Source organism: Paenibacillus sp. J22P169, from assembly GCF_059691995.1.
In genome coordinates, this window is the sequence record NZ_JCAUAO010000009.1 from 44,554 (window position 1) to 61,305 (window position 16,752).

18 protein-coding genes are annotated in these 16,752 nt (G+C 45.3%); 6 read left to right on the forward strand and 12 right to left on the reverse strand.

Annotated features, from left to right (window positions below; all coding sequences use genetic code 11):
- The first annotated feature begins 124 nt into the window (after nucleotides 1-124).
- Complete coding sequence (locus AC58QG_RS29195) at nucleotides 125-346, forward strand: DUF3951 domain-containing protein (RefSeq protein ID WP_497365586.1); 222 nt, start codon at nucleotides 125-127, stop codon at nucleotides 344-346.
- Between the two features lie 273 nt (nucleotides 347-619).
- Here the strand turns inward: AC58QG_RS29195 and AC58QG_RS29200 are convergent, their stop codons facing one another.
- From AC58QG_RS29200 to cymR, 5 genes are all read right to left on the reverse strand, one after another.
- Nucleotides 620-1,690 carry an AI-2E family transporter gene (locus AC58QG_RS29200; RefSeq protein WP_497365587.1) on the reverse strand — a complete coding sequence of 357 codons (1,071 nt, stop codon included), beginning with the start codon at nucleotides 1,688-1,690 and terminating at the stop codon, nucleotides 620-622.
- 154 nt (nucleotides 1,691-1,844) lie between these two features.
- Nucleotides 1,845-2,048 carry a YrzR-like zinc ribbon domain gene (locus AC58QG_RS29205; protein WP_028555750.1) on the reverse strand — a complete coding sequence of 68 codons (204 nt, stop codon included), beginning with the start codon at nucleotides 2,046-2,048 and terminating at the stop codon, nucleotides 1,845-1,847.
- 7 nt (nucleotides 2,049-2,055) lie between these two features.
- Nucleotides 2,056-2,577 carry a PRC-barrel domain-containing protein gene (locus AC58QG_RS29210; protein WP_497365588.1) on the reverse strand — a complete coding sequence of 174 codons (522 nt, stop codon included), beginning with the start codon at nucleotides 2,575-2,577 and terminating at the stop codon, nucleotides 2,056-2,058.
- Nucleotides 2,578-2,605: 28 nt separating this feature from the next.
- Nucleotides 2,606-3,754 carry a cysteine desulfurase family protein gene (locus tag AC58QG_RS29215; RefSeq protein ID WP_497365589.1) on the reverse strand — a complete coding sequence of 383 codons (1,149 nt, stop codon included), beginning with the start codon at nucleotides 3,752-3,754 and terminating at the stop codon, nucleotides 2,606-2,608.
- A gap of 8 nt (nucleotides 3,755-3,762) precedes the next feature.
- A complete protein-coding gene (cymR, locus tag AC58QG_RS29220) occupies nucleotides 3,763-4,182 on the reverse strand; it encodes a cysteine metabolism transcriptional regulator CymR (protein ID WP_057311968.1) in 420 nt (139 codons plus the stop codon).
- 321 nt (nucleotides 4,183-4,503) lie between these two features.
- Here cymR and mnmA point away from each other — a divergent pair, with 321 nt between their 5' ends.
- From mnmA to AC58QG_RS29235, 3 genes are all read left to right on the forward strand, one after another.
- On the forward strand, nucleotides 4,504-5,592 hold the full coding sequence (gene mnmA, locus AC58QG_RS29225) for a tRNA 2-thiouridine(34) synthase MnmA (RefSeq protein WP_497365590.1): 1,089 nt from the start codon (nucleotides 4,504-4,506) through the stop codon (nucleotides 5,590-5,592).
- 147 nt (nucleotides 5,593-5,739) lie between these two features.
- A complete protein-coding gene (locus AC58QG_RS29230) occupies nucleotides 5,740-6,429 on the forward strand; it encodes an AlkZ-related protein (RefSeq protein WP_497365591.1) in 690 nt (229 codons plus the stop codon).
- Between the two features lie 560 nt (nucleotides 6,430-6,989).
- Nucleotides 6,990-7,301, forward strand: a complete 312-nt coding sequence (locus tag AC58QG_RS29235; RefSeq protein WP_497365592.1) for a DUF3889 domain-containing protein — start codon at nucleotides 6,990-6,992, stop codon at nucleotides 7,299-7,301.
- Here the strand turns inward: AC58QG_RS29235 and AC58QG_RS29240 are convergent.
- The 7 genes from AC58QG_RS29240 to AC58QG_RS29270 all read right to left on the reverse strand — a co-directional run bounded on the left by AC58QG_RS29240 (nucleotide 7,296) and on the right by AC58QG_RS29270 (nucleotide 15,568).
- The gene (locus AC58QG_RS29240; RefSeq protein ID WP_497365593.1) at nucleotides 7,296-8,615 is read right to left on the reverse strand and encodes a replication-associated recombination protein A; all 1,320 of its coding nucleotides are present in this window, start codon (nucleotides 8,613-8,615) and stop codon (nucleotides 7,296-7,298) included. The genes AC58QG_RS29235 and AC58QG_RS29240 overlap by 6 nt on opposite strands.
- 124 nt (nucleotides 8,616-8,739) lie before the next feature.
- Nucleotides 8,740-10,269 carry an MFS transporter gene (locus AC58QG_RS29245; protein ID WP_497365594.1) on the reverse strand — a complete coding sequence of 510 codons (1,530 nt, stop codon included), beginning with the start codon at nucleotides 10,267-10,269 and terminating at the stop codon, nucleotides 8,740-8,742.
- Nucleotides 10,270-10,282: 13 nt separating this feature from the next.
- The gene (locus AC58QG_RS29250) at nucleotides 10,283-10,810 is read right to left on the reverse strand and encodes a PadR family transcriptional regulator (protein ID WP_497365595.1); all 528 of its coding nucleotides are present in this window, start codon (nucleotides 10,808-10,810) and stop codon (nucleotides 10,283-10,285) included.
- Nucleotides 10,811-10,951: 141 nt separating this feature from the next.
- Entirely contained in the window at nucleotides 10,952-11,707 is a 756-nt protein-coding gene (locus AC58QG_RS29255) for a tRNA threonylcarbamoyladenosine dehydratase (protein WP_497365596.1), read from the reverse strand.
- A 24-nt stretch (nucleotides 11,708-11,731) separates the two neighbouring features.
- Entirely contained in the window at nucleotides 11,732-13,513 is a 1,782-nt protein-coding gene (gene aspS / locus AC58QG_RS29260; protein ID WP_497365597.1) for an aspartate--tRNA ligase, read from the reverse strand.
- Between the two features lie 44 nt (nucleotides 13,514-13,557).
- The gene (gene hisS, locus AC58QG_RS29265) at nucleotides 13,558-14,823 is read right to left on the reverse strand and encodes a histidine--tRNA ligase (RefSeq protein WP_497365598.1); all 1,266 of its coding nucleotides are present in this window, start codon (nucleotides 14,821-14,823) and stop codon (nucleotides 13,558-13,560) included.
- A 436-nt stretch (nucleotides 14,824-15,259) separates the two neighbouring features.
- Nucleotides 15,260-15,568 carry a winged helix-turn-helix transcriptional regulator gene (locus tag AC58QG_RS29270; RefSeq protein WP_497365599.1) on the reverse strand — a complete coding sequence of 103 codons (309 nt, stop codon included), beginning with the start codon at nucleotides 15,566-15,568 and terminating at the stop codon, nucleotides 15,260-15,262.
- Between the two features lie 149 nt (nucleotides 15,569-15,717).
- Between AC58QG_RS29270 and AC58QG_RS29275 the strand changes: the two genes are divergently transcribed.
- Both AC58QG_RS29275 and AC58QG_RS29280 read left to right on the forward strand, forming a co-directional pair.
- The gene (locus AC58QG_RS29275) at nucleotides 15,718-16,119 is read left to right on the forward strand and encodes a DoxX family protein (protein WP_497365600.1); all 402 of its coding nucleotides are present in this window, start codon (nucleotides 15,718-15,720) and stop codon (nucleotides 16,117-16,119) included.
- Nucleotides 16,120-16,422: 303 nt separating this feature from the next.
- Complete coding sequence (locus AC58QG_RS29280; protein WP_497365601.1) at nucleotides 16,423-16,725, forward strand: hypothetical protein; 303 nt, start codon at nucleotides 16,423-16,425, stop codon at nucleotides 16,723-16,725.
- Nucleotides 16,726-16,752 lie beyond the last annotated feature (27 nt).

Below are 16,752 nucleotides of genomic sequence, written 5' to 3' on the forward strand. Positions count from 1 at the left end.
TGGCTTACTAAGTTTCATCAACGCTTTAATTCACATATAGATAAGGCAAATTATAACTTTATGGGGGTTGCCTGTCAATATGAAGGCATTATAGAGTAGAATATAGGTTATGGAGGTGCTTCTAATGGACATTTCAACGCTTACCTTGCTCGGCCTCATCTTCCCCATCTTCGTTTTGATCATTTATATTATGGCGAAAACAATCATTAAGAAACAAATACCGGACAGTCGGTACAACCCCTTTGACTACATAACAGGTCAATCCCATGTGGAGTTTCAAGAACAAAAAGAACAAAAAGAAGAGGACGACAGCCAAGGCGATGATAAAAACAAGCATCTAAAATAAGGTTCTTCTTCCGTTATATCAGATTAAAAATCACCATTGACAATGATTCTCAATAGAAGTATACTAATTTTAATGATAATGATTTTCATTATCGAAGACATCAACTAACAGCTTGTTTATTACTCACTTATTCCGTAGTCCATTTTATGGTTTACGTATGGGCCACAACCTTTCAAAACTCCTCAACCCTCGTGCAAAACCCCTTGGACCATGATCCCGCAAGTCATGCTCAGGGGGTTTTGTGCGTTTTTCTACTTGTTAGGCATGGACTGGCTAGGTCGTTGGCTTATGAACAAAGTGGATAAACACATGCTGAATGATGACTTTCATCACCGCGAAGAAGGGTACTGCCAAGATTAATCCTACAACTCCCGCTACTTCTCCCCCAACCAGCAAGGCGAAAATGATAAACAACGGATGCATGTGCAAGGTTTTGCCAACCACTTGGGGAGAAATCACATTCCCCTCGAGAATCTGCACGGTCAAATTGACCAGTGCGACGAACAGCACCATTTTCAACGAGACAGTTGAAGCCATAATAATGGCAGGCGCCGCACCAAAGAAGGGCCCCATGTAAGGGATGATATTGAAGATTGCGACCACGCTAGCAAGCAGCAACGGATATGGCATGCCAATCAACCAATAGCCAAGATAAGCAAGAACGCCAATAATGAAGCACACGAGAAGCTGTCCCCGAATATAGTTGCCAAGCGCCGTATCAATGTCCATAAGCAGGGAGACGGTTTTTTTGCGATGCTTCACAGGTACGATGGCTAATGCCGTTTTCTCAATAATTTGGAAATCCTTCAAGATGTAGAAAGCAAGGAATGGCACGATAAAAGCAATAAACAGCATATTGATCGTCGTCCCAATCTGATTCATGTAATTGGCGACCGCCATAGAAATCTTCGACTCCAGTTTCCCTATCGAGTGATTAAACCCATTTCGCACACTGTCCGGCAGTAGTTGATTTTGATTAAAGCCGTCAACAAGGGACTGAGCTTTCATCGCCATTTGTGGCATATGTTCATTTAATTCAGCAGCCTGCTCTACAAACATGGGGGTCATATTCATGATAATGACCGTCACCGATGTGATAAAAACACTATAAATCAACAGGACGGCAATCGTTCTTGGCACTTTCCGTTTATTCAATATCGTGACAACTGGATTTAAAATATACGAGATAATGACCGCTATGAAAAACGGCATGACTATGGCTTTGATGAATGTGAAAAGGTGAAATAAGATAGGTTTTATGAGAATAAGCAAATATAAACCGACTAAGATTAATAAGGCATAAATCAGTCCTTTAAACCATTTATTACTCGAGAAGCTTTCCATGCTGCCTCCACCTCTGTCATTTGAATTCAAGCTCGCGCTCATACAGTATGTGTACAACTCGCCCAAATTAACCCTTGGTTGGCACCGAATGACAAAAAAACGCTAGGGCTCAAGCGAATTCTCGCTCGAACACTAACGTTTCAACATGTTAACTTTAGTTCACGTGCTCGTGGATATGAGAAACTTCTTCCTCAAAAAACAAATCATCCAGAGAACTTAACGTACCATCTTCCTCGACTTGATAAACGGACATTTTATCTCCGTTTACGCTGAGTTCGATAAAACAACCCCAGCAGTAAAATTGATGGGAACCGATCTTTCCAATATCTTTGGAATTACAGTTTGGACAACGCATCATGCTCACCCTATTCTTCTTTGGATACGAAGAGTTCTTCTACTTCCTGAGCGCAATGTCCAGGCACGATGATCGCATCTTCCCCCATGGTTGCCGATTCTGGCATGGGAAGCCACTTTCGCCCTTCTTTTAAATCAGAAATAAACCCTTCGGACAATTCATAACCTACTATTTGTTTTCCCCAATTCTGGTTTAAATAAACATCTTCTACCACGCCTAATTCGTGCCCTCCCACCGTGACGACTGGGAGTCCTTTAATCTTGTCGCTTCCCTCAAGAAAAGCATGGCACTCATTCTTCTGCCCAAATTCGCAAATGACACTTTCGTTCGGTATGGTTATAGCATCCTCTCCGGCTGAGACGATTCCCTCCCATGAGATGTAACGTAAGGACGAGAACCATGTCTTCGCTTCGAGCACAATGCCGCTTATGTTCCACGTTGGGTCAATCAATAAATCCTTTACTTCGCCTACTTGCTTACCCGACTCAACGGTTAACACGGGAAGTCCTATTAATTCATGCGCTCTGCGCAAACGCAACGCCTCCTAGAACCACCCAGTACTACTTATTACGCAACCGATGGATAATGGTTGCAACTTTATGGGCAGCCGTTTCGATTTGTTCTTTAGAATTCCCCATTCCAAAGCTAAATCGTACCGCGGAATGTGTCACATTTTCTGGAAGTTTCATGGCTTGTAAGACATGTGAGATTTCCAGTGAGCCAGATGTGCATGCGGAGCCGCTTGCAGCAGCTACCTGATCTAAATCAAGGTTCATTAAAAGTGTTTCAGTTGAGATCCCTGGAAAAGAAATGTTTAGAATGTGCGGGACACTCTGTTCCATATGCCCGTTAATCGTAAACGCATCACAGCCCAATTGCTGTTCTAAGATGGAAATCATGTGTTCGCGAAGCTCACTGGCTTGGGTGTAGTTGCGTTCTTGGAGCGGAAGAATGGTTTCAACTGCTTTCGAGAAGCCGGCGATAGCGGGGACATTTTCAGTACCTGCACGGCGCTTGCGTTCTTGCGAGCCACCGAATACGTGAGGAAGCAACTTCGTATGTTTGGAGACGTAGAGGGCTCCAGCACCTTTGGGGCCATAAATTTTGTGAGCGGACAGACTCAAGAGATCGACCGGCAGCTCAGTAAGATTCAAGGGAATCTTTCCTAAAGCTTGCACCGCATCGACATGAAAGGGAATGCCATGCGTTCTTGCGAGCAGGCCAACTTGCTCAATTGGTTGAATCGTACCCACTTCATTATTCACATACATCATAGAGATTAAAGCCGTATCGGGACGAATAGCTGCTTTAACATCTTCTATTTGAATAAGTCCATCCGAACCTACTGGGAGGTATGTGACTTCAAATCCAAGACTTTCCAAGTGTTCGCAGGGATGCAGCACGGCATGATGCTCAATCGTTGTAGTCACGATATGCTTCTTGCCGGCTTGCTCCCCCTGCATGATCCCAAAGATCGCCATGTTATTACTTTCTGTTCCACCGCTTGTGAAGATCAGCTCACTAGGCAAACAGCCTAGTGATTTCGCCATGCCATCGCGGAAGCGATTCAGCGCTGTTCTTGCTGCTCGACCAAAGCTATGCGTGCTGGAAGGATTACCATAATTTGCTGTATAGAAAGGCAACATAGCCTCCCATACATCAGCATGTACAGGCGTTGTTGCAGCATGATCTAGATAAATGGGTTCCATGAGTCACCTTAAATGTAAAACATGTAATTATCGTTTTTGCCTTTATCCTCAAAAGAAATCAGGTTCGCCAATGTTGTGGAGTCCAGCACTTCCGCAATGCTATCGCGTATGCGAATCCACAAGTCCCGTTTGGCAGGATCATCCTCTTCCGTAAAATCTACGGGGCTGATCGGTCCTTCAAGTACACGAATTACTTCTCCTGCAGTTACCTGCTCGGCAGATTTAGAAAGAATATAGCCACCGTAAGCTCCGCGAATACTTTTGACTAAACCCGCATTGCGCAAAGGAGCTACAAGTTGTTCAAGATAATGTTCAGAAAGCTGATGTCTCTCAGCAATACTCTTCAGTGAAGTTGGTCCTTCACCCACTCGGTTAGCTAATTCCATCATGATCGTTAGACCATAACGACCTTTTGTGGAAATTTTCAAAATTAACACCTCATTCAACATGATATGCCATCAAGGAGTCTGTATATATCGCTAAAACTTGAGATGCTTACCAACCTTGCTACCCACGCTTTAACACCAGGGTCGTCCCTATCTAGGTAAACAGCGTTTCCATTTTTCGCAAAAACATTCCAAAACATCCGTATATCGTATCTATGTTATCACAAAACCCTTGTATTGTGGGGGAAAAACAATGACATTCTCATGAAATATTTTAATTTTGAGCAATTGGCATGTATAATAGTAGTGTTCAAAATAAAACAGCTCCACAAAGTCAAGCAAGATGGAAAAGAGGTTTACGCTATGCAAACAAAAAAACGTATCATCCTGGGGATGTCTGGAGGTGTCGATTCTTCCGTTGCCGCGCTGCTGCTTAAGGAGCAAGGATATGAAGTAATTGGCATTTTCATGAAAAATTGGGACGATACTGACGAATTTGGTCATTGCACCGCAGAAGAAGACGCAGAGGATGTCAGACGGGTCTGTGACCAGCTCGACATCCCTTTCTATACAGTAAATTTCGAGAAGCAGTATTACGACAAGGTTTTTGCCTACTTCTTGGACGAGTACACCAAGGGACGTACCCCCAACCCCGACGTTATGTGTAACCGTGAAATCAAATTTGGGGAATTGCTTCAAAAAGTGCTTGATTTAGGCGGCGATTACATCGCAACTGGTCATTATGCGCAAGTGAAGGAACAAGATGGTGAATTCGTGCTGATGCGCGGAAATGATTCGAACAAGGATCAAACTTACTTCCTTAACGTGCTTAATCAACAGCAACTTGCTAGAGCCATGTTCCCGATCGGTCACCTGCCTAAGTCTAAGGTTCGTGAAATTGCTGAAGCAGCTGGACTAGCAACGGCGAAGAAGAAAGATAGTACGGGGATTTGTTTCATTGGCGAGCGCGATTTCAAAACATTCCTCAGCCAATACCTCCCTGCTCGACCAGGCAATATGGTTGATATTCGTAACGGTGAGATCAAGGGCCGCCATGACGGGTTGATGTACTATACGTTAGGACAAAGACAAGGTCTCGGAATTGGTGGATCAGGCTCAGGTGAGCCATGGTTCGTAGTGGATAAAAACTTGGAGACGAATGAGTTGCTCGTCGTTCAAGGTGAACAGCATCCAGGGCTTTACTCCAAGGGACTGACAGCGACTGATCTGAATTGGATTTCTTCCAAGAAACCAGAAGGTCCATACACGTGTACAGCCAAATTCCGTTATCGCCAAGCGGATCAAGGGGTTGTGATTACCTTGCAGCCTGATGGCAGCTGCGAAGTTGTTTTTGATAAGCCGCAAAAAGCAGTCACACCAGGCCAATCCGTTGTCTTTTACGATGGGGAGATATGTCTAGGTGGCGGTGTGATTGATAAGGTTCATAAGTAAGAGTTAGCGCGAGTGAGAGCGAAAAATGCAAGGTAGAGATAAAGCGAAAATAAGAGATATGTACACAGGTTTAGGGATAGAAGCAAAAATTAGAGATAAAAAAGACTAGAGATAAATGAATAGAAGCTAATGCAGAGGAGAATGGGTATGGCTATGAACGAGGTAACGATGAAAGCTGATACGTATGAAGATGTAACGAGGCTCGTTAAGGAGATTGGTATTCTTCCCCTTTCTTCGTTCATGCCTGAGCATCCTTCTCTGGATTCCCTAACGGTCCAGGAACAGTGGCATACAGGTTTAGAGACAGATCCTTGGCTTTGGCGCGATCGCCTACCGGGTGATGGGCTTGCTGCTTATGGGCGATTTTTTGCCAAGAAACCACTGTTGATCTCTTCTGATCTCTTCCCACTCATAAAAAACTTACTTGAAGACCCCTACACGGTGGACGAGCGGTATTCCGATGGAGAGCTGTCCAAAGCGGCCGTCGATGTGTATCACGCTATTGCAGGTAATGAAGGCATTGATGTGAAAGCTTTGCGTGCTGCGACCGATTTGAAATCCAAAGAATCTAAAAATGAATTTGATCGTGCACTGATCGACTTGCAGAGTAAAGCTGATATCGTGATTGCAGGGATTAGTGAACGATTGAACGCTAATGGCACGAAAAACGGATGGAACGGCACCTGTTACATGACTGCTTCGCATTGGATGGAGCTGCATGGGATCGAGAAGAATACCCTTCCAACACCTGAAGCTAAAGCTCAGTTGCGAACGCTGTTGCAGGACAAGTATAGCGAAGCTGCTGCTAAGTACTTAGGGAAGATTTTTAAATTGTAAAGTGGAAAGGAGCACTTTGGTGCTCCTTTTTTGTTTGGCTTGTTTGCTTAAGCAACTAAGGTGGCGAGACAGACTTGTTTGCTGAAGCAGCTTCTTGGTGGGTGTGCTAGAAATATAGGATAACTGGAAAGAGTACAGCTAATTCGTGGAAATCCACTTGGAAAATCGATTTAGATGGATTATATGTAGTTCATTCTGCCCTATTTGGCTATATTGGCATAAATAGTTGAAATTAACTGGAGGAAATCCAGTTATTCAGATTTTCGAGGGAAACTCCGAAGAATTAGCTGTACAAAATACATCTATTTCGCCGCAAGTAGTAGCATGTAGCGAAAAACTCTAGGAACTTCATTTCGGAGAGCCTCACTATAGGCTCAGATTTCGAGGTTACCACGAGGGATCATGCTTTTAGACCACGTTTTGCTGTTATTTACCGCTCGCACATTGCGCATGCAAGCTCCCCACGTCGCGCAGTCTATTAGCGAAAGGTGTGAGCGAAACTGAGCAAAATTATAGCTATTTTACTCATATTCGGCCTGAGCTGGATTGGATCTTCCCCTGTGCTTGCAGAAACGATCCAACTAGGCTACGGCGGCCATACGAAAAGAGTGCCTGTTCAAGATCCCTCTTATGCCAAATGGAGCCGCCTTGCCTTTCACGAGGCCGGTAAGGTGTATACGTTGCTGGATTACAAATACATTGGAAAATCAACTGTAGCGCCGGGCGTCGTTCAGCAGCAGTTCCGATTCTGGGTCAAAAAGAATGGTGCTGAGTTTCCACTCATCGTCTCCATTCGTTATGATCCCGTTACCGAAAAAGTGTTCACGATCCTCATGGAGCAAGAAAATAGAGGGACTCTACGGATTCTATGAATCTGTAGGTGTCCCTCTTCTTTTGTGTTGGTTCAGTTTCATCTTCTCTTCTGTCCCTTGATTGGTTGCTGCAAAAATCACTTCATGCTGAATCTCATCCGGCAAGTATTGTTGTCGAACGAAATGCCCTGGATAATTATGCGGATACATATAACCTTTGTGACCAAGTTTTTCCGCACCTTTGTAATGTGTGTCGCGCAAATGAAGCGGAACCTCCGCTGATTTCACTCGCTCCATCAACTCTTGTGCCCGCATGATCGCGAGCGGTATCGAATTGGACTTTGGACTCTCCACCGCGAATAAAATTGCCTGGGAAATGATGTACTTCGATTCCGGCCAGCCGATCTTATGGTAGGCGTCCATCGCGGTGACAGACTGGACCATCGCCTGCGGATTGGCGAGTCCGATATCTTCACTGCAAGCGACGATCAGACGCCGCAGGAAGGTCATAGGATCCATGCCGAGCTTCTCGACGGCATAGAGGAACCAGAACAGCGCGGCATCGCTAGAGCCGCGCACGCTCTTGTGAAAGGCGGACAAGACGTCATACTGCGTCGACTCGTCCGCTTTCACGATCGGGCGGCGGATCGACTCTTCCGCCACCTCGCGCGTGATATGAACCGTGCCGTCCGGTTCAGGGGAGGTCGTCAGCGCTGCGAGCTCCAGCGCGTTCAAGGATCGGCGGATGTCGCCATTGGCCATCTGCCCGATGTGTTCTAACGCCTCCTCGTCCACGTGGAGGCGCATGAAGCCGAGCCCCTTCACGGGGTCGGCGATCGCTCTTCGCATGGCGATGAGCGCATGCTCCGCCGTGAGAGGCTCGAGTTGAAACAGCGTCGAGCGCGACAAGAGGGCCCCGTTCACATGGTGAAAGGGGTTCTCTGTGGTCGCACCGATGAAGATGAGGATGCCCTGCTCCACAGCAGGAAGCAGCGCATCCTGCCGCGAGGTGTTGAAGCGATGGACTTCGTCCAGAAACAAGGTCGTTTTACGCCCGTACATCGCTTTCGTGCTTTTGGCCAGCTCGATGATCTCACGAACGTCCTTAACGGAAGCATCAACAGCGTTAAGCTTCATAAATTCGCCTTGGGTCCGATTAGCAATAATGTTCGCTAGCGTCGTCTTACCTGTCCCAGGAGGTCCATAGAGAAGAATCGAGGTCACTTGATCAGCCTCAATTGCCCGTCGCAGGAGCTTGCCTTTGCCAACGATTTGTTCTTGGCCTATATATTCGTCCAATGTGGTTGGCCGCATCCGATCGGCAAGCAGCTTGCCCACTGGATCTTGTGATGACGCATATGTAAACAAATCCATGATTAGTTTCCTTTACTTGGTGTTAAAAGTTAGTCTGTCCATTATACCTTGCCTGGATTGGCATGTCATGTCTATCCAAAGAAAAACTCCTCCAATGCTTGGAATTCGCATGGAGGAGCCATAATTAGTGAGAAACAACAGGCTCCGGCTGGGCATCCTGACGAGGTGCTGGGACTGCGAAACGCAGAGGTCCCGCTATAAATGCAGCACCTAACCCAACAACACCAAAGGCAATACTTAGAATAAAGCCATGATTGATCGCTGTTCCTAGCGAGTCACGCAGGAAGTTCATTGTAGCTGGAGACAGCTCTGAACCTGCACGTATCAATTGCTCGGGGTTCCCAAGCGTAGCAAGCTTATCTAGTGGCATATTATGAGCGGCAGCACCATCCTGAATAAGGCTGCTGTAGTTATTGTTCACGATAGTCGCCATAATTGACGCCCCAAGAACGCCGCCAATATTCCGCCAGAACCCAACGATCGACGAGCTGACACCGATATATTTGCGGTCTACACTTTGCGCAACGGCATTTTGAGCAACACTCATTAAGGGTCCGATCGCACCAACGCCAAGAATGACCATAAGCACGATCATATAGAACTTACTTGCATCATGACTTACTACGCTGAGCAGGTAACTTACAACAATACCCGCTGTCATACTGAAAGCGAAAACAGCACGAAAACTGAAGTAGCGTTGCAAGAACCCAAAGCCAACAGCACCAACCATTAAGGAGAACATCATAGGAGTCAGCAAACTATTGGAATTCGCATTGCCCAGAACCGCTGTTGAAAAAATAGGCAAATAAGCAATCGCCGAAAACATAATAGCACCTTGACACAGACAAGCTAAGACAGTAGCCAGAACCATCCGATTTTTGAATAAAGGTAACGGAAGAATGGGTTCATGCGCTCGGCGCTCCACTTGAATAAACAAGAAACCAACGACAATCGCAACGGCTAGCATGCTAATAATTTGCCATGAGCCCCAGGAATAATCTTTACCACCGAACTCAAGCGCCAGCATGAGTGAAACGGTTGTTACAATGAGGAACAGCGTACCCAAATAGTCGATTTTCGGACGACGATCGGAGCGAGATTCTTTTAGCGCAAAAAATAAAACAATGAACGATAATACTCCCAGTGGCAAATTCACGTAGAAACACCAGCGCCAGCCCCATGATTCAGCCAACAGCGTTCCAATTTGAGGCCCTGCAACGGAAGATAGCCCAAATATACCTGCAAATACGCCTGATAGCTTCGCCGCCTGCTTGGGGTCGGCAAATATCGTATATATGATCGTAAATGAAATCGGGAAAATCGCTCCAGATCCGATACCCTGAATGGCACGGAATACAATAAGCTGTGTCATATCCTGGGCCATACCGCATAAGGCCGACCCAATCAGGAAGATCGAAATCCCAATCATATAAAACAATTTTCTACCGAACATATCCGACAACTTACCGAAAACAAGCATCGTACTTGTTGAGGCAAGCATATAGGCGGTGAATACCCAGCTTATTTTATCAAACCCATTAATATCGCTAATAATGTGCGAAATCGCCGCAGATGTCACAGTGTTGTCTAGTGCAGACATGAGAAGTCCAAGGGCCATCGCTAAAATAATCAGTCCTGTTTTCTTATTCGCCATTTCTAAATCTACCTCACTTTTGTTCTACATTTTTCAAACGAGTTATTCCTTGTGTCAGGGTAAGGATTTGACTTTCTGAATTGTTGATGCCAATTTGAATGCAAATTTCCTGTGTAGGCGACATCTCAGGCTGGCAATCCACGTACAGCTTACGTAAACGCTCCAAATTTACTTTCGTTCGCTTAAGGTACTCTTCTAACACACCAACCATAATATCCGCTTCTACAAACTCGCCAAAAAACAACCTTGTCATCGCATCCGACTTGAACTCATTGTCTTCAACTGGACTATACATGTACTTTTTAAATTGATGTTCCCCCTCCTCGGTGATGGAATAGAGATTCTTATTCGGTCTGCCTTCTTGAATGACGCTTTCCTTGGTAATCAAGCCATCCTTCTCCATTTTGCTAAGCGTGGGATAAATCGTGCCGAAGCTCGCGTTATTAAAGTAGGATAAAATCGTCTCCATCTTATGCTTGATGTCATATCCAGATAAGCTATGGTGCATTAGTAAACCCAAAATCACATCTTGACTATTCATGTTGTGAAGCCTCCATTTTTGTAACCGTCTCGATCTATTTTCAATTTATCAGAATACCTATATCGAGTCAATATATACTTAACTGATATATGTAAAAGAGAAAAAAAGAGACACCCATTTTCACGGGCATCCCTAAGTCTATTATTTCTTCTTCGCACCAATCTCCAGCAAATCCTTCACAGCCGCACTCACCATGATAAGTCCCGCTACAGGAGGTACAAAAGAATTACTCGCAGGCGGTTGTTGCGCCTTACGTCTATCTGGTGCATCCGCAGGCACGATTTGCTCAGTAACGTCTTCCCGTGGCTTCATGGGTTCTTCCATCGAGAATACGACCTTCACGCCCTTCTTGATGCCTTCCTTACGTAATCTTTGGCGAATGACACGTGCGATCGGATCCATACTTGTCTTCGAAATATCAGCAATTCTAAATTGCGTAGGATCCATTTTGTTCGCAGCACCCATACAAGAAATCATCGGGATTTTGCGTTCAAGACATTGTTTAATCAGATGGATCTTGTACGAGATCGTATCACTTGCGTCTAGCACATAATCGATTGGATAAGCGAATACTTGCTCATACGTTTCTTCTGTATAAAACATCCGGAGAGAAATAACTTCACACTCGGGGTTTATCAAAAGGATACGGTCCCGCATCAGATCAGCCTTAGGCTGACCTACTGTTGTCGTAAGGGCATGGATCTGACGGTTGATATTCGTGATATCGACAACATCTTTGTCGATCAGAATTAAGCGTCCAACGCCAGATCGTGCTAAAGCTTCAGCCGCGATGGAGCCGACACCGCCAATACCGAGTACAACAACGGTACTATTTTTCATAATTTCAAGGCCCTCAGGGCCTATCGCTAATTCAGTTCTCGAAAATTGGTGAAGCATGGGAACACTTCCTCTTCAAAGTTCTTAGGCTTTCGCAGCAGGCTGCTTAAGCGCTAAGCGAATCGATAGTTGTTCTAGTTGTTTATCATCAACAGTTCCCGGAGCGTCCATCAACAAGTCTGTTGCGCTAGCTGTTTTCGGGAATGCGATCGTTTCTCTTAGGTTCGTACGGCCTGTGATTAACATCACCAAGCGGTCAAATCCGAAGGCAAAGCCACCGTGTGGAGGCGTACCGTATTCAAATGCTTCCAGCAAGAAGCCGAATTGTTCATACGCTTCCTCTTTGGAGAAACCAAGTGCTGCGAACATTTTCTCTTGTACATCACGTTGGTAAATCCGCATGGAGCCGCCGCCAACTTCGTAACCGTTCAAGACAAGATCGTAAGCTTGCGCACGAATTTGTCCTGGATCTGTGTCAAAGAAATGAATGTCGTCTTCATTCGGACGTGTGAACGGGTGATGTTCCGCTACATAGCGTTTCGCTTCTTCGTCATACCCAAGAAGTGGGAAGTCTACAACCCACGCATATTTGAAGACGGAGTCATCGATAAGACCAAGTTGACGACCAATTTTCAAACGAAGGTTACCAAGCACATCAGCAACTACTTTTTTCTTGTCAGCGGAGAACAACAACAAATCTCCATCTTCCGCGCCCAAACGCTCTGTCAACGCTGCGATTTCAGCTTCGTTAAAGAACTTCACGATAGGCCCTTTGAACTCGCCGTCTTTCACTTGAATCCAAGCAAGACCTTTCGCTCCATAACGTGCTGCGAATGGCAATAGATCGTCGATTTCTTTACGGCTCCATGTGCCACAGCCTTTTGCGTTCAGAGCTTTCACTTGGCCGCCGCCGTTAACTACACTTGCGAATACTTGAACGCCTGAAGTGGAAACGATATCGGATACATCTTTCAACTCAAGGTCAAAACGAAGATCTGGCTTATCAGATCCGTATTTTGCCATTGCATCTGCATGTGTAATCCGTTGGAACGGACGAGGAATTTCAACGTTAGCTGTTTCCTTCATCAATTTAACAACAAGCTCTTCCAAAATGTCTAGAAGCTGATCTTGCGACAAGAAAGAAGTCTCGATGTCGACTTGTGTAAATTCAGGCTGGCGATCTGCACGAAGATCTTCGTCACGGAAACAGCGAGCGATTTGGTAGTAACGCTCAAGACCACTAACCATCAATAATTGTTTGAAGATTTGTGGAGATTGTGGAAGCGCGAAGAACTCGCCTGGATGCACGCGGCTTGGTACCAAGTAATCACGTGCTCCTTCTGGTGTGCTTTTCGTCAAGATCGGTGTTTCTACATCAATGAAGCCTTGTGAGTCTAAGAAATTACGGAATACATTGGATGCTTTGGAACGCAGCATCAAGGTACGTTGCATTTCTGGGCGACGAAGGTCTAGGTAACGATATTTCAAACGAACGGCTTCATCCACTTCCACGCCATCTTCGATGAAGAACGGAGGCGTTTTCGCTGCGTTCATGATTTCGATTTCTGTTACTTGAATTTCGATTTCACCTGTTGGGATATTTTTGTTGATGGTCTCAGCATCACGTACAACAACTTTCCCTTTTACGGCAAGAACATACTCATTACGAGCACGATCCGCAATAGCCAATGCATCCCCTGAGAAGTCCGGGTTAAATACGGTCTGTACAAGTCCACTGCGATCGCGCAAATCAATGAATAGAACGCCGCCTAAATCGCGTCTTCTTTGCACCCACCCGTTAAGTATTACTGTTTCGCCAACCTGGGCTTTCGTAAGCTGCCCGCAATGATGTGTTTTGAGCATCATAATTGTTATTTCCTCCTCGGTAGTGTTCAAATTGGTGTAGCTGTCTATTCGAATAGTGTCTTTGCAGCGTTTGAGGCAAGATCCACTAAACTTAGCGTGATTTGATTTCCTGTTTCCATCTTCTTCAGCGTAATTTCGCCGCGTGCCAACTCATCGTCACCAAGAATCGCCACATAGGTTGCTTGGAAACGATCCGCCGATTTCATTTGAGCCTTCATCTTACGACCCTGATAGTCCTTCTCTGCCTTCAAGCCTTGAACGCGCAGCTGATGTAGAAGCTTTGTTACTTCCTTCTCGGCTGCTTCCCCAAGCCCGATCAAGTACACATCAAGCGGTTCAGGCTTCGGAATTTCAACACCTTGCGCTTGCAATACGAGCAAAATGCGCTCAAGACCAAGACCCAAGCCTACTCCTGGTTGATCAGTTCCATGTCCACCTATTTGCTCGACAAGACCATTGTAACGTCCGCCTCCGCCAATCGTGTCAATCGCACCGATACCAGCTGCTTTATATTCAAAAGCAGTGTGCGTGTAGTAATCTAGTCCGCGCACAAGGCGAGGATTGATTCGGTATGGAATTTCCATCGCCGTTAAGTGCTCTTGTACCTGCGCAAAGTGTGTACGGCATTCCTCGTCCAGGAACTCTAGAATGTCAGGCGCACCTACACCATGCTTTTGATCGATTTTGCAGTCCAGAATTCGCATTGGATTACGGTCATAGCGAGACTGACAATCCTTACACAACTGATCCTTCACTGGAGCAAAGAAAGTCTGAAGCTGCTCGCGGTAAGCCGTTCTAACTGCTGGTGTACCCACCGAGTTAACTTCCACAGTAACTTCTTTGAGACCAATTTCTTTATAGAAGGTGTAGCCAAGCGCAATGACTTCTGCATCAATACTTGGATCTACCGATCCGAAGGCTTCAATTCCGAACTGGTGAAACTGACGATAACGCCCCGCTTGCGGCTGTTCATAACGGAACATAGGTCCCACATAAAACAGCTTCGTTAGATCTGGGATCCCGTACAGCTTATTTTCTACATAAGCTCTAACAACTCCAGCCGTACCTTCTGGACGAAGCGTCATGCTGCGGTCGCCTTTATCCAGAAATGTGTACATTTCTTTTTCGACAATATCCGTCGTTTCTCCGACCCCTCGCGAAAAAAGCTCTGTACTCTCGAAAATTGGCGAACGAATTTCTTTGTAGTTAAAACGTTGACACAAGTCTCTCGCTTTCATCTCGAGGTACTGCCATTTCTCTACCTCGCCAGGAAGAAGATCCTGTGTTCCTTTTGGCTTCTGAATACTCATCTAAGTAACCTCCCTTTTTCTCTACTACATGCTTTTTCGAAAAACAAAAAAATCCCCCACCCCCGACTTACGTCAGGGACGAGAGATTTGATTTATCAAATTCACCCGTGGTACCACCCACATTCAGCATACCTTGCTTCCTCGCATACGCGAGCAAAAACAATTCTGCTCTTTGCGGTTAACGCCCGCTACTCGCACAACTACTACTTAGCGCCTCTACCATGCGCTGTTCCCAGTTGGTCCTCGGGGAGGTCTGTTCATTCGCTCATCATCGGAAGCTTGCAGCCTAGGCTTCCTTCTCTGTACATGTGGGGGCGAACTACTGTGTCCCTTCAACGGATCACAATCTTATGGAATTACATTATGGTTATTGTAAACATTGGTAAGGGCAAAGTCAAGAGATAACCATACTTACTATGCGTCCTCAACTTGTATTTTAGTTAAAAGAGTCCGCCCATTTTTGTACTTCATCCATAACAGGACGAAGTCCTTTTCCTTTTGGCGTTAACTCATATTCGATTCGAACCGGCGTTTCTGGATAAACATGTCGAATAATAATCTCCGCTGCTTCTAATTCCTTGAATCTTTCGGAGAGCATCCGATCGCTCATACTTGGGATTAGTACGGAGATATCTTTAAACCGCTTTGGCCCAGATAGCAACACATTTACGATAAGTCCTGTCCAACGTTTTCCCAGAAGTTCGAATGCATGCTCGAATTTGGGACATAGTTGATAGTTTTCCATCTTAATCATCTCCTTCGAGTTCTTGCTGAATACGGCTTCACACACTTCTGTATAAACTATTTTAGCATAGTCGCTTGACAAAAGTAAGTGCTTCGTAATAATATACTAACATAAAGTAAGTTGTTAAACAAAATATATCTACAGGGGAGATGTTAGTAATGGCTTTAGGACTTCTTATTATTCGTTTGGTGATTGGGTTAACGATGGCGGCACATGGTACACAGAAATTGTTTGGTTGGTTTGGTGGTTATGGACCTAAAGGTACAGGCGGATTCTTCGAATCCATCGGTATCAAACCTGGTGTCATGATGGCGGTAGTTGCTGGTTTAGCAGAATTAGGTGGTGGCCTGCTCTTCGCCGCTGGTTTATGGACAGAAGTTGGCGCGGCTCTTATTATTATTACAATGATCATGGCTATTATTAAAGTTCATGGCAAAAACGGGTACTGGGTAACCTCCAATGGATTTGAATATAATCTCATTCTACTCGTTACCGCTCTTGGGGTTGCTTTAATCGGAGCTGGTGATTACGCTATTGATGCTCTTATGTAAGTTATAAATTGAATTCCAAACCGTCCAGCTAACGCTGAGACGGTTTTTCTTTGTGCACAAAGAAAATAGCCTGCAGCACGGGGCGGCAGGCTTTCAAAAGTTTATATTTTAAAGGGGGTCGATTATTAGTATATCCCGCCTAGATTAAAAGAACATGAAGCTCTTGTTACAATTTGATTACGCCAAAATCTCGTTTAATTTCAAGCATTTTCATTTCGTTTCACTCGTATATTCATTCTATTTTCACATATACATGTACAACAAGGCAGATGGCCTTGAATATTACATCTGGAGGCTGTAACAATGACACTACAAAACGAGTTTCAAGAGGAACGTCAAGATCTCGTGGTGCTTTTCTCTGAAGAATCCGAAACCGAAGCCGAAGTAGAAGAAGAAACTGCTGACGAAGAAGCAGCCGAAGAAGAGGCCATTGAAGAGACGGATGCTGATGCAGAAGAAGCGGAAGAAGAAGCCGCTGATGAGGAAGAAGCCGAAGCAGAAGAAGCTGAAAGTGAAGAATCCGCGGACGAGGAGCCAGAAGCTGCCGACGAGGAAGAAGCAGAGGAATCCGCAGAAGCAGACGAAGAAGTTACAGACGAAGACTAACAAATGTAACCGTCACCATCCTAACAC

What these genes read in the sequence shown, in the direction of transcription:
- AC58QG_RS29195 (WP_497365586.1), top strand. Translation starts at nt 125, where the DNA reads ATGGACATTTCAACGCTTACCTTGCTCGGCCTCATCTTCCCCATCTTC.
- AC58QG_RS29200 (WP_497365587.1), bottom strand. Translation starts at nt 1,690, where the DNA reads ATGGAAAGCTTCTCGAGTAATAAATGGTTTAAAGGACTGATTTATGCC.
- AC58QG_RS29205 (WP_028555750.1), bottom strand. Translation starts at nt 2,048, where the DNA reads ATGATGCGTTGTCCAAACTGTAATTCCAAAGATATTGGAAAGATCGGT.
- AC58QG_RS29215 (WP_497365589.1), bottom strand. Translation starts at nt 3,754, where the DNA reads ATGGAACCCATTTATCTAGATCATGCTGCAACAACGCCTGTACATGCT.
- mnmA (WP_497365590.1), top strand. Translation starts at nt 4,504, where the DNA reads ATGCAAACAAAAAAACGTATCATCCTGGGGATGTCTGGAGGTGTCGAT.
- AC58QG_RS29230 (WP_497365591.1), top strand. Translation starts at nt 5,740, where the DNA reads ATGGCTATGAACGAGGTAACGATGAAAGCTGATACGTATGAAGATGTA.
- AC58QG_RS29240 (WP_497365593.1), bottom strand. Translation starts at nt 8,615, where the DNA reads ATGGATTTGTTTACATATGCGTCATCACAAGATCCAGTGGGCAAGCTG.
- AC58QG_RS29245 (WP_497365594.1), bottom strand. Translation starts at nt 10,269, where the DNA reads ATGGCGAATAAGAAAACAGGACTGATTATTTTAGCGATGGCCCTTGGA.
- AC58QG_RS29250 (WP_497365595.1), bottom strand. Translation starts at nt 10,810, where the DNA reads ATGAATAGTCAAGATGTGATTTTGGGTTTACTAATGCACCATAGCTTA.
- AC58QG_RS29255 (WP_497365596.1), bottom strand. Translation starts at nt 11,707, where the DNA reads ATGCTTCACCAATTTTCGAGAACTGAATTAGCGATAGGCCCTGAGGGC.
- aspS (WP_497365597.1), bottom strand. Translation starts at nt 13,513, where the DNA reads ATGATGCTCAAAACACATCATTGCGGGCAGCTTACGAAAGCCCAGGTT.
- hisS (WP_497365598.1), bottom strand. Translation starts at nt 14,823, where the DNA reads ATGAGTATTCAGAAGCCAAAAGGAACACAGGATCTTCTTCCTGGCGAG.
- AC58QG_RS29270 (WP_497365599.1), bottom strand. Translation starts at nt 15,568, where the DNA reads ATGGAAAACTATCAACTATGTCCCAAATTCGAGCATGCATTCGAACTT.
- AC58QG_RS29275 (WP_497365600.1), top strand. Translation starts at nt 15,718, where the DNA reads ATGTTAGTAATGGCTTTAGGACTTCTTATTATTCGTTTGGTGATTGGG.
- AC58QG_RS29280 (WP_497365601.1), top strand. Translation starts at nt 16,423, where the DNA reads ATGACACTACAAAACGAGTTTCAAGAGGAACGTCAAGATCTCGTGGTG.